The sequence below is a fragment of the Parabacteroides sp. AF17-3 genome (genome assembly GCF_003635445.1).
GTDB classification, from domain to species: Bacteria; Bacteroidota; Bacteroidia; order Bacteroidales; family Tannerellaceae; genus Parabacteroides; species Parabacteroides goldsteinii.
Genome location: NZ_QTMM01000020.1, coordinates 96,632 through 110,341 on the forward strand (window position 1 = coordinate 96,632; position 13,710 = coordinate 110,341).

General features: G+C 41.1%; 7 protein-coding genes. All 7 read right to left on the reverse strand.

The genetic code is table 11. From position 1 onward, the window contains the following. Window positions 1-14 precede the first annotated feature (14 nt). The 7 genes from DWW91_RS23275 to DWW91_RS23305 all read right to left on the reverse strand — a co-directional run bounded on the left by DWW91_RS23275 (window position 15) and on the right by DWW91_RS23305 (window position 13,702). A complete protein-coding gene (locus DWW91_RS23275; RefSeq protein WP_122329060.1) occupies window positions 15-1,193 on the reverse strand; it encodes a sialidase family protein in 1,179 nt (392 codons plus the stop codon). An 83-nt stretch (window positions 1,194-1,276) separates the two neighbouring features. Next, window positions 1,277-2,779: a RagB/SusD family nutrient uptake outer membrane protein gene (locus DWW91_RS23280; protein ID WP_046145660.1), complete on the reverse strand. Its 1,503-nt coding sequence runs from the start codon at window positions 2,777-2,779 to the stop codon at window positions 1,277-1,279. Window positions 2,780-2,791: 12 nt separating this feature from the next. Then, window positions 2,792-5,923, reverse strand: coding sequence for a TonB-dependent receptor (locus DWW91_RS23285; RefSeq protein ID WP_233584561.1), 3,132 nt, complete (start codon window positions 5,921-5,923; stop codon window positions 2,792-2,794). A 512-nt stretch (window positions 5,924-6,435) separates the two neighbouring features. Next, window positions 6,436-7,443, reverse strand: a complete 1,008-nt coding sequence (locus DWW91_RS23290) for a FecR family protein (RefSeq protein WP_046145662.1) — start codon at window positions 7,441-7,443, stop codon at window positions 6,436-6,438. Between the two features lie 85 nt (window positions 7,444-7,528). Then, entirely contained in the window at window positions 7,529-8,101 is a 573-nt protein-coding gene (locus tag DWW91_RS23295; protein ID WP_122329062.1) for an RNA polymerase sigma factor, read from the reverse strand. 174 nt (window positions 8,102-8,275) lie between these two features. Beyond that, complete coding sequence (locus tag DWW91_RS23300; RefSeq protein WP_122329063.1) at window positions 8,276-11,518, reverse strand: S41 family peptidase; 3,243 nt, start codon at window positions 11,516-11,518, stop codon at window positions 8,276-8,278. A 246-nt stretch (window positions 11,519-11,764) separates the two neighbouring features. Continuing rightward, on the reverse strand, window positions 11,765-13,702 hold the full coding sequence (locus DWW91_RS23305) for a RagB/SusD family nutrient uptake outer membrane protein (protein WP_010801412.1): 1,938 nt from the start codon (window positions 13,700-13,702) through the stop codon (window positions 11,765-11,767). Between the last annotated feature and the right edge of the window lie 8 nt (window positions 13,703-13,710).

Genomic DNA, 13,710 nt, shown 5'->3' on the forward strand with positions numbered 1-13,710 from the left:
AGAAAATCAATATGCTATTTTTTCTTTGGGTCTACTTCCAGGATCGTACCCCCGATATAGCGCTGACCGTCGTCTTTGGTTATATAGTAAACGACCAGTACTTTGTTATTATCTAGCACAACCGGCCATGAATAGCCCACGTCTGTACCGGGTCCGTTATCATCACGAAGTATGATTTCCTCTGCGGTTGCAAAGTCTGTACATTCTGCATTTAAAATCCGGGCCCGTACGCCACAGGGTTTCTCCCGGTAACCGTATGTCAGAAACACGCGGTGGTCCGGTAGCCTTACAGCCGCCAGCGGGTGTCCGTAAAAACCCATCGGTTGCCATTTAAACGTTTTTCCACCGTCTGTAGAACGAGCGATGCAGGCGCGTGTTTCCGGGTTCTCGGTACGTATGAATGCGACTATATCTCCTTTAGGTGTCTCATAAACAGAAGCTTCATTGAATATGAATTTCTCATGAGTTGCCACGATACTTGCGTATTGCCAGGTCAGCCCTTTGTCGTCCGAATAAAGCAGGTGATTGGATGTTTTTGTAAGCGGATAGTCATCCATGGCAGCCACTACCCAAAAAATTCTTCCGCTTTTACCTTCATACAAGGCTCCTCTGTTATAGGCAGATAACGGGTTTCCCATCGGGTCTTTATAGATTCCATCTTTCACTGCGGTAGGATAGATCGGTCCTTCCCATGTCTTGCCATTATCAAAGGAACGCATAATATATCCGCCCATGGCTACCCATCCTCCTTCGTGATAAACAGGTTGTTTCAACTTCGCAATCGCATCCTCTCTGAGGTGTGTCCAACCGTAACTCGTACAAAGCAACGTTCCGTCTCTCAACTTCAACAGACAGGGATCCTGGGATCCGCCAAAAGGATGTGCATAAATTAATTCGGGATTTTTTGTCCAAGTTTCACCATCTTTGGAACGGACCATTACTAAGTAACTATTCAAATCGGTATGTGTCGGGTACGGCTCTTTCAACATGACCCTGTTAGGGGCACGGCGGAAGGCGACCAAATAATCATCACCGCTTTTTACAACAGAAGGAAATGCTACGTAAAACTGCGGGTCGTCGTATACAACCACATCTTTTATTTTTCGTACTCCCGGCTGTTTGTTCAACTCTTTTGCCAGTATATTGCCTGAAAAGCAGGAGAAAGCAAAGAGTATTATCAAAAATATTCTCATTTTTTTAGTATTTGTTTTGTATTATAGACTTCAATAATAAAATTTTGTACTCAATTTTTCTTTGAGAATTTTACTATTATTGGTCAGTTATCGTATCCCGGGTTTTGTTTTACCATGGGTTCTTTACTCATCAAATTATCGCTGATAGGGAATAATTTCAGATAATCTTTTCCTTTTTTATTCTGAAGAGACGGAACCAAATCGAACGCTTTGTCAAAACGTAATAAATCCCACCATCTTTTACATTCAAAGGCAAACTCCAACAAGCGTTCTTTCAGAATCACTTCATCATTATATTCTTTTGAACCGTTGACAAAGACATGTTTGTCGAAGTTTTCTCCATATGCTCTTTTTCTTATCTGGTTGATTTCATCGGAAGGATCCATGTCTAAGGCATTTTTCGCTTCTGCCATCATCAGGAGAACATCAGCATAGCGGTAAAGAATAACATGGCTCATAAAGTATCTGTGTCCGGATTCAACCAGTCCTTTCCCCTTCATACACACGCTTTGATAATATTCCCGGTTGCCAGCTTCGTCATAGGTATATATTTCATACAATGTGCCTGCCTTTCGGGTATCATCGGGATCATACGAGTCGACCAACAATTTCGTGGGGCAAGTAAGCGCCTGACCGCCGCCTGTCGGGAAAAGCATATTTCTGGTTTCATCATCGATATTTCCCGGAACGCCTGCCTGGATGATCCAAGTATGCCAATAGAAGTTATGATTTCTTTCGTCTTTCTGATAATGAGCACAAAATAGAAGTTCCGAGTTGAACTTATTGCTTACATCAAATATTTTACCGAAATCAGCGATCAAATCAACTCCCGGTTGCTTAACTTCCTTCAAAGCATTCAAAGCAATTGTGAAATCCTTTTCCCCTCCATTCAGCCGTTTTCCCGTCCAAAGATAAACATCACCTTTTAAAGCATTTGCCGCTGGTTTATTCCAATAGATTCTTCCACTGGCAGGCGCGCCGCTATTCGGATGGTCGGCAAAGAGTTCAATCGATTTATCGATATCACTTTTGATAAGTGTGAATACTTCTGCGACAGACGATCTCTCTTTGTAAAGCACTTTAGGGTCTGTACCCTCAACCGGTTCGGTACGGATAATCAAGTCTCCCCAAGAGCGGACCATTACATAGTAGGCCCAGGCTCTCATCACATAAGCTTGTGCCAAATAATAGTTTTTATCTGCCTGGGAATTAAAATTGACACCTTCCGCATATTTGATAATCAAGTTACACGAATTGATTAACGAATAGAAGGTTTTCCACTCAGCCCCGACCGTTGCGGAGGTAAGCGTATTATTAAAATAAATATCATACCCACCGGCACTACCTGCTGCATTCAAACCAGTTGTCTCGGCACGGGATTCGCCCAATAAAAACAATTCTTCGTCAACTTCTCTCAAGTGAGTATACATTCCCTGAATTGCAGCCTTGATATCTTCTTCTGTTTTCCAAAACGAATTGCCACTGATTACACTCGGTAGTTCTACATCCAGCACATCACAACTTACTAACGAAGTAAACAAGACGGCTATTATTGCGTTTCTAATTATTCTGATTCTATTTTTCATAACGTCATGTTTTTAAAATGTAAGATTAGCTGAAAAAGTCACGTTTCTAGGCATTGCATAGCGCCCGTTATCGGTTCCTCCATCTTCAGGGTTCAGCCCCTTATAACTTGTAATATACAAAAGGTTGCTACCTGTTACGGATACACGTACATTACTGATTCTCGCTTTTTTAAATATCTCAGGCAAGAAAGAATAAGAAAGAGTCACCTCACGGAAACACAGGAAATTACCCTTTTCGTAATACATTGATCCGGGTCTTGCTCCCGTTGCATTACACTGAGTAAAATTACCTCTGTAAAAACGAGGATAATCCGTCACATCTCCTTGCTTTTTCCAGGAGTATTTTACAACATCCTGCGTCATATTATTGCTTCCGAACAAAGTATAATCCATAAACATCCTCGCCCAGTTATAAATCGTATGTCCGGCTGTATAGTCTGCCCTTACATAGAAGTCGAAACCACTGAACGACAAATTACTGGAAACACCGCCCGTCCATTTCGGATATTGATTTCCTATATATATCCGGTCTTTCGAATCGATCTTACCGTCACCGTCTGCATCCAACCAATTTACATCACCTCCAAACTTTGTTCTGTCTTCAATAGTTATAAGCATGTCTTGCGGAGCTTTGGCTGCCTCTTCATCGGTTGAATAAACACCCAATTGTTTATATCCGAACATATCTCCCATAGTTCCTCCCTCCTGCAAGCCACCTTGCCAGGTATGTTGTTTTTTGGATGCATCCCATACATATTCACCTCCAATACGATTGTTTTCCACACCGTTTTCCGGTAATTCCAAAATCTTGTTCTTTACCCTCGATGCGTTAAACCCGATCGTCCAACTGCCATCTTTCCCAAAACGGAGTACTTCAGCATTGATTTCCAGTTCTACACCTTTATTCTCGAGGCTTCCCAGATTAGTATAAACCTCCCCCAGACCTGTAGATGGCGGCAACGTAAGCATTGTAATCAAATGATCGGTCTTTCTTCTAAAATAATCAGCCGTAATATTCAGTCGGCCATTCAAGAATTTAAAATCACCACCGATATCGAATGTCTTCGAGCGTTCCCATTTCACATCATTATTTGCCGGGATACTGATACGGATAGCAGGATTTCCGAAAAATGTCTGTCCCACACTATAATTACCGTCAGCGGCCCAATCGGCAAGTCCGTTGATATTACCGTTCACACCATAGCTGGCACGCAATTTGGCTTTCACGATTTTCTTCAGTCCGTCCGGATAGAAATTTTCCTGGTCAATATGCCAACCTCCCGAAACTCCCGGGAAAAATCCGTATCTGTTATTACGTCCTAAGTTAGAGGCGCCATCATAACGGGCGCTAAAGGTCAACAGATATTTGTTTTTGTAATTGTAATTAATTCGTCCGAAATATCCCATCATCTTATGCGTAGTACTCGAACTTGAAGCCTTGGTTCTTTCCGCAATACCGTTCACAGTCGTAATATTATCCGTAGCCCCGCCTCTACCGGCAGCTTCGATCGAATCGATAATACGTTCCGTATAATTCAATCCTAACATGGCAGAAAAATTATGATCTTCCCAAAACGTCTTCGTATAGTCCAGTACAGCGTCTGCCTGATAATGCGACCATTCGGTATGATAGGCAGAAGCCTCTCTCGTTTTTATCTGTTGACTCGGTCCATTCCAATACGCCGGCATAAAACGGTTTTTATCGGTATTCGTTTTATACAAGGCGATTTGAGGTTTGAAAGAAAGTCCCGGCAAGATCGTCCAGTCCGCACCCAACGACAACGTATAGTTCTCCGATTTATCCGTATATTTCGCAATCGACATAGAATATAACGGGTTACTCATCCCCCATTGCGCACCGGGAGCATACGAGCCATCCTCAAAATAAATCTTGGCAGTCGGGGCTAAACTAGCATTTCTGAAAAATGAAACATCGGTGCCGAAAGGCGATGAATGCGTTCTTGTATTGGAATAATACACTCTTCCCGTAACGTTCAAATTATCCAAAACCTTTACTTCGCCATTAATATTGAAAGAAAAACGATTATAATCCGTTGCACGCAATGTACCTTCGTTTTTCAGATAACCTATACCGGCCAGGAATTTTGCCCGTTCGGAACTACCACTCACTTCGGCGTGATGGTTATGTGAAAAGCCAGTGCGATAAGCCAAATCCGACGTCTTATTATCCTGGAATATCAATGTCTGAGAAGGATCTACAGGATCCGGCATGCTTTGCCAACCCTCATTCAGTTTATGTCGGTTCGAATCATTCAGATACTGTGTGGTGAATGCTGTTTGATTGGTTAAATCATTTCCCGTACCATAACCATGTGCCATCCCTAATTCGCTGCTTGCATCCGGGAATTTATCCTGCATGATCATACCCGTACGATGCATAGTCAGATAATCTTTAGCATTCGCCATCTTATATTTCTTCCCTATCGTTGATATGGTAAAGTCATATGAATAAGAAACCGAAGCCTTACCAGCCTTAGCCGACTTAGTCGTTACGATAACAACACCGTTCGAACCTTTCGCTCCGTAAATGGAAGTAGACGCAGCATCTTTCAATACTTGTATAGACTCGATGTCATTACTCGACAAATGATTGATGTCGTCGCGCGTAATACCGTCGACCACATATAAAGGAGCAGCCCCGTCCGGGTTCTGAATAGAAGTACCGCCACGTACAACAATACGGGGAGCTTCACCGGGTTGTCCGGAAGTACTTTGCACCCTCACACCGGAAACCGATCCTTGCAAAGCAGACGCCAGATTACCATAAGGCACGCTTTCCAACACCTTATTATCAACCTTTGAAACAGATGTCGTCAACAATTCACGTGATTGCGTACCATATCCGATCACGACTACTTCATCCAAAGCCTGCGAATTTTCCTTTAGAGTAATATTAAACTGGTTTTTCCCTCTAACGGATATTTCCTGACCGTCATATCCGATATAGGAAACTAGCAAACTACTGTTATTGCCTACTTTGAAAGAAAATCGACCATCCATATCCGTAATAGTTCCGTTAGTCGTTCCTTTCTCTGAAATATTGACACCGATAACAGGTTCGCCTCTTTCATCAACAACAACTCCGCTAACTTCTTTTTTTCCTGTCGATTTCGGAGTTTGCACAGAAGAAACAGTTATCAAAATTTTATTACCCGATATCTGATATTGAAGATTTCGTTTCGATAGTATATCAGTCAAAACACTTTTCAGTGACCGTTCTTTCACTGATACTGTAACGGGGGCTTTTCCCACAAGATCAGCATCCCGATAAGAAAAACGGTAAGTTGATTGCTTTTCTATTTCTTGAAAAAGACGAGGCAATGTGACATTCTTTAGTTTCAGGTTAACATTACCTGTTTGCGCATTCGCTGGTATAGTTGTTAAAAAGATAAAACTTAGTACAAGTAACAAGTTTGTTACACAAAAATTCGTACTTTTACATCTTAACTTAATTAAGTGTTGAATAACATTCATAATAAAAAATTTAAAGTTGACTTTTAGTTTTTTTACTGCTATGCCATCACATAGCTTCGCGAAACTGAATTCGACGATTTATCCGGAGAGCCTGCCCGCTTTCCGGATATTTTTTCTCTTTCTTATGTTTTCATAATGCTTATTTTTTTAAGGTTAACACTCTATTTATTTGTCGCAAAAAGTTGAACTTCATTCCCTTTTATTTTGTAATCAAAACCATAGTGCACTTTCAATATATCTATAACCTCTTCAATCTCTTCCTTATCAAACACACCGGTATAGGTATCCTTAACAAGTGAGGAATCCATAATTTCAAAAGAGACACCATATTTCCGCCCTATTCTCTTTAATACTGCATCCATCGATTCAGACCTGAACACCAGTTCTTTACTTACCCAAGCAGTTTCCAATACATTCGAAGTCGTTATTTTCTTCATTGTCCCCGTTTTTTTATCATAAATGACTTTCTCGTTAGGAACTACATTCAGCCTCTCAAAAGGTGGACGAACAGAAGAAACAGTAACACTCCCCTGCACTAATGCCATTTCCAATATATCCTTATTTGAATAAGCATATACATTGAACGAAGTACCCGTTACTTCAATATCCATAAATTCGGTATTCACTACAAATTTCTTTTGCACGTCTTTTTGTACATCAAAATATCCTTCACCAGAAAGAGATACACGCCGGTCTTTTTTCCCAAAATCCTGTTTATAAGAAAGTATAGACTCTGAATTAAGCTTTACAGCTGTTCCATCCGGTAAAGTAATTGAAACCCGCTCTCCTTTTCCGACTTTAACTTCCATGATTCGGTCCGCCAACTGAGTAATTTCACGGTTATCTACATATAAATAAACTGACAAGCTTCCCATAATCAGAAATGCTATAGCCGCAGCAATTTGTCGCCAGTTAAATTTTCTAATTTTAGGAGCTGGTATTATGTTCATCTCCTGCCGGATACGAACCAATAAACTTTGGGCATCTTCAGACGATAAACTTCCGTTATTATCCCAACTATTCCAACTATCAAGCAATACAGGGAAAAGTTCCTCATCCGAATGATTATTGATTTCTTTCCTGAGTTCACGAAATTCTTTCCGACTAATTTGTTCAGTCTGATATTTCGTTAACCAATCTTTCAAATTTCTATATAATGATGTACTCATAAGCTGGAAATTTCGTTCGTTTATGAGTAATATCCTGAAAGGTTAAATTTATAACATACGCTTCTGCATGCTATAAAACATATTTTCAGAAATAAATCGTGAAAAGTATAAATAAATAGGAATAGTTGGATAATTCGTTGCGCAACACTTTCAATGCAGCTGAAAGTTGGTTACGCACCACTTGCTCCGTTATAGATAGCCGGGAAGCGATTTCTGTAACGGAAAGATTATATTCCTTATTCAAAACAAATATCTCCCTTTGCCGGGGTGTCAGTTTTTGTTTGGCAGCTTCCAACTCTTTTAGAAAAAGGTCGAAATCATATTTAGCTTCTACATCATCAGTCGAAATAAGTTCTTTTTTAAAGTCCAGGTAATCCTCCATCTGGGGATGATTCAACTGACGACGAAGTTCTTTCAATAAAAAATGATAGGAGATAGTAAATAAATAAGCCTTAAAAGAGGCATCCGGATTAATACTCGTTCTATTAGACCAGATCTTTACAAATGTTTCCTGCACGACATCTTTCGCCGCACTGTCTGATTTCAAATAAGAGAACGCAAAATGGTAAAGTCTGGAGGCCCATAGGTTGTACAGAGCATTAAAACTAAACTCTGATCCTTCGGTTAACTCTTTTAATAATCTCCTTTCCTCTAGCATGCTTTCTCCATTTCCATATTAACGGTCACAAATATATAAAATAATAAACTTCATTCATCGGCAAATCAATTTATTGCATGTTCTTCTGGCAGTAAAAAAGTAATTTAAGCATGTAAATGAAAAAAGGATACCCCATGCTGTGAGATATCCTTTCTTCCATATTTTACTTCAACATTATTTGCTGAAATCCCTCGGAGCCGGAACCGGAGCCAACGGTTTACGGTTCTGAAGGTCTTTCATTACTTCTTCGATAGCCTTGTTCAGTTGCTGGTCTTCGCCATTCCATTCCTTAATAGGATCATTGTCGATCAGGATATCCGGGTCGACACCATGGTTTTCGATAATCCACTGGCCCGTCTTCGGATCATAGCTGGTGAAGAAAGGTACACGGATATCTGTTCCGTCCATGTAAGGCAGTGGGCCGCTAATGCCGACGATTCCCCCCCAGGTACGGGTTCCGATCAGCTTACCCAGTCCCAAAGCACGGAATCCCCAGGGGAACAGGTCGCCATCCGATGCAGAATATTTATTGATCAAACAAACCTTCGGACCTACCTGTACGGCATCCGGAACAGTACCGATATGGTTCGAACCACGACGCATGGTCAGACGATACGGTTCGCGGGAAAGACGTTCCAGAATCATCGGAGATACATTTCCACCACCATTGGCACGATCGTCGATGATCAGACCTTCCTTATCCAGCTGAGGATAGAAATAACGGGCAAATTCATTTAATCCGTCTACGCCCATATCCGGAATATAGATATATCCTACACGGCCGTTAGTCGCTTTATCCACTTTCTTGATATTATCCTGTATCCAGTTGTAATGATACAACGAATATTCTTCAGCCAACGGACAGATCACTATTTTACGAGCTCCCCCCAATTCAGGCTTGCTGTTCAATGAAAGTTCTGTCGGGATACCGGCTTTACCGACTAATAAGGAATACATATCCTTTACACTGTTAGTCGGAATCCCGTCGATTGCAACGATAAACTCTCCGGCTTTCGCCTCGATACCCGGTTCTGTCAATGGAGAACGCAGGTCTTTACTCCAGGATGCTCCCGGTAATATCTTTTCCAGACGGAAGAATCCACTCTTGTCACGTGAAATCTCAGCACCCAACAGACCGGTCTGTACACGTTTCGGACGATCTGTTTCACCAGGATTCACGTAGGCATGGCCGCAGTTCAGTTCGCCGATCATTTCACCGATCACATAATTCAGATCCAGACGAGTCTTCACGTAAGGAAGAAGAACGGCATATTTTTCTTTGATCGCTTTCCAGTCCACACCATGCATGTTTTCTACATAGAAACCATCACGGTAAGCACGCCATGCCTCATCGAATATCTGTGCCCATTCTTTCGGATAATCCACCGTAATCTTCATATTGGAAAGATCGACTGCATTACTCAAATCAACACTGCCGGAAGGTATGTCGGTCACATAGATCTGTCTTCCTTTATAGAAAAGGGCTTTTTTACTTCCCGGAGTAACAGACATGGAAGCTCCGTCAGCAACAGTATCTTCTTTTTGTTTTTTCAAATCGTACACTTTTGTTCCGCCGCGACCATAATACCAGACTTTTTCGCCATCCGAATAAAAATTGCCATAATAAGAGCCCGGTAAAGGAAGTTTGATAATACGGTCGGTTATACCTTCCAGATCAATCTTTACACCGGTTTCTGTCGAAACATCTTTCTTATCTTTATCTTCTTTCTTTTTATCCTCTTTCTTAGCCGTTTCTTCTTTAGCAACTTTTACTTCGGCATCTTTCTGAAGGAATGGAGAAGGAGTATCTTTTTGAAGCAACGCCAGATAAACACCTCCCATATTATTATAAACATGGTTCCATTCCAAAGAGCCATAAGTCGGATTAAAGTCACGTGAAGAGGCGAAGATCAAGTATTTTCCGTCTGTACTGAAGGCCGGAGAATGAGAGTCGTACCATTTATCCGTAACAGGATATTCCTTACGTGCAGCAATATCATAAACATACACAATACTCACCTGATTTTCCGCCGGACGGCTATAAGTCAGCCATTTACTATCCGGAGAGAAGGTTACGTCGCGTATCTCCGCCATCGGGTTCTGAAACAATACGGTTGTTTTCTTTCCGACCACATCAAGCAGGTTTACCCGGTTCTTACGATCGGTATAAACAATTGATTTTGAATCGGGACTCCATTCAAAAGAACGGATATAAGTATCGTTATCTTTTGTCAGTTGAACAGGTTCACCACCAGTGGCATCCTGAAGGTAAAGTTCTGTTTCGCCCGTGCCATCCGAAATATAAACAATATATTTTCCATCAGGCGACCATTGGGCTTCACGGTCATGTTGTCCGGGCGAACGGGTAATATTCTTTGTCACGCCTTTTTCTACAGGCAGGTTGAAAACTTCACCACGAGTAGTTACTACCACACGTTCCCCATCAGGAGAAATACTAGCATTGGTAAGGTATGACGAACCGTTCTTTATTTCACTACGGGCATAGATATTATCGGAAGTCAGTTTGATCTCTACTTTTTCCGGCTTTTTCGCCGTAGCATCCATTTTATAAATATAACCACCGTTCTCGAATACGATAGTATGACCATTTGCACTCGGGAACTTTACATCATATTCTGTAAAATCAGTGACTTTACTCGTTTGTTTCGTTTTTGTGTTATAAACAAAGATATTCATTGTCCGGTCTCGGTCAGAAAGGAAAAATATTTCATCATCGATCCACATCGGAATAATATCCTGAGCCACATTGTCCGTTATATTTTCGACAGACTTCTTTTCCGGATTATAAATCCAGATATCGTCAGCCATACCTCCCTTATAATATTTCCAGGTACGGAATTCACGCATTACACGATTGTAAGCCAACTGTTTTCCATCCGGAGAATAACTACAGAAACCGCCTTCAGGCAAAGGTATAACTTCTGAAAGGCCTCCTTCTTTATCTACTGTATATAATTTACCGTCGAAGCCGCTGCTGATGCGGTTGCGGTAAACAATACGACTGCCGTCGGGTGTCCAGGCTATCACGATATTGTTCGGTCCCATGCGGTCACCCAGGTCATCACGTGCATTAGTCGCCGTATAGGTTACACGCAAAGGTTCGCCTCCGGTAGAAGGAATAGTGAACACTTCCGTATTTCCATCATACTGTCCTGTAAAAGCAATTGTTTTACCATCAGGAGAAAAGCGAGGAAACATCTCATAGCCGACATGCGAAGTCAGACGTTGAGCTTCACCTCCTTTTGCAGGAACTTTATAAAGATCGCCGGCATACGAGAAAACAATCTCATTACCATTCGTTGCCGGGAAACGCAACAGGCGTGCATCGTCCGCCGCCATCATCAAGGCAGGGACACCGGCTAAAGCTAGCAAAGAAAGAATAAGTTTCTTGTTCATGTTATATTTGTTTAGTCTACGGGCAAAGGTAAAAAAATTACTATGGTACGACTATATTATTTTCTCAAAAGAAAAATGAGGTTGTCTAAAAAGTGACTCATTCGACCTTGAGAATTGAATATTTAAAATCAATCTCAGATAGGTATCCGAATAAAATAAAGTCAAAAATACTTTTTAGACAACCCCTTTATTTTTCTATTATCTAAGCTTTTCCCTTAGACAGAAATTATCGCGAAATGAACATACTTAATAAAGCCATCCCGGGGTTTTAGTCAGATTTGGATTCTTCTCTATTTCATCACTGGGAACAGGAAAAATACTGTAATCATTCGTTTCAGACCATTTTACACCACCATTACCGCTACTCTGTATACCATTGCAAGTAAGGGAACCGGCATCATAGTTCATGTATTTAGAATATTTTGTTTCACGCAGTGTACCCCAACGCAACTCCTCGTAAAAGTTTACACCTTCATTACATAATTCCCGACGAGATTCATTACGTAGTTTTTCCAAACCATCTTGTTTACTCGTAAACGTATAAGGTGGCATTTCAACGGATGTACGCCCGCGAACCTGATTCACCTTTTCAGCTGCACCTGGCAAATCCCCCAATTGGACCAATGCTTCCGACCACATCAAAAGAACATAAGCATAACGGATAATCGGTTCATCAATATCTCCCTGTAAAGCGAACTGGGGATAACCGGTCATGACAAACTTACGATAACGATATGCAAATTCTGCTTCGCCGTTTCCGTCTTGTTTCAAATCATAAGGAGCCGTTACTTGCCAATCATCGGCTTCTTGTGAATCTACATGGTGGCTTGATTGTTTTACCGGCCAACGGAATACATAAGGAATATCACTGTAATCACCCACTTTCATACGATTCGGATCACCACCCATATAAGGTTCTCCATACGGGAGAATTACATTATAACCCAAACGCGGATCTCTATTTTCCCAAGCTTTTTTCAAACGAGCTTCATTCCCTTGCGGCAAATATTGATCGACAACAGAACCCGATAACTTATTTCTGACCATTTTTCTCAATTCCGGACCACCAAGTATTTTTCCGTCATTTAAGGTATCACGGAGAAAATATACCAATCGGTCTTTGGCCGGTACATCAAAATAACCGGGAATGATGTCATTCCAGTCAAAAGGAGTACCATCCTTATATTCATATAGATCAACCAAAGCATTAGATGGTTGGTAATAAGAATATCCGGTAGTACCTTCCATATCAATCATAGAACGTGTGCCACAATACCGATGCATAGAAGACCCATATCCGTCTTTAAAAATGTTCGTCAAAGAGAAAATCATCTCTTCACATGTTTCATTTTCTTGCGTAAATAATTTATCATAACCACCCTGGAAAAGACCGAAACCACATCCCTGTACTTTTTCAAAATCAGACACAGCTAATTTCAACAAGTTTTGGTTGATTATAGTCTCCGTTACTTTTCCTGCTTTATTGTCATAATTATATTTAGCACCCTGCATCAAATAAGCCCTACCACGTAAAGCATAAGCAGCCCCTTTACAAGCACGGCCGGATTCCGTATAATGATTCGGGAAATTAGGTTCATTGATACAATCGGTCAAATCTTTTACGACCAGATCCCAAACTTCCGACTCAGGCGACTGTCCTTTAGTACAATCTTCTACCGATTCCAATGGCTCAGTATAAACAGGAACCCCTAATCCGTTTCGTCCGAAAAGTTCATTCAAACGCATATAATAATAAGCGCGCAAAAATTTGCATTCCGACAATAAACGCAGTCGAACGTCTTCATCTACACCGCCTCCGCCTTCGACAGACAAATTCACAATAGCGTCATTGGCACGATGAATTCCCTCATATAAGTTTTTCCACACCGTAGAGAAAAAACCATTATCAGCTCCTGCCGTACCTTTTGTATAGGGAATCGTACGATAAGCATCTGTTGTCATAGACATGGCTTCAAACGGGGTTGTGTTCATATCATAAGAAGTATTATAAACACCCCAATTGCGCAATTTATTATACACTCCGGCAACCCCCTGATTGGTCAACGCTGAATTTGTCCACATATTACCGGATGCTATTTGGTTATAGGGTGCCATATCTAAGTCAACACATCCCAGTAACCCACAAAACGCAAACCCTAATAAAGAATATATTATTTTTTTCATTTTTGTAT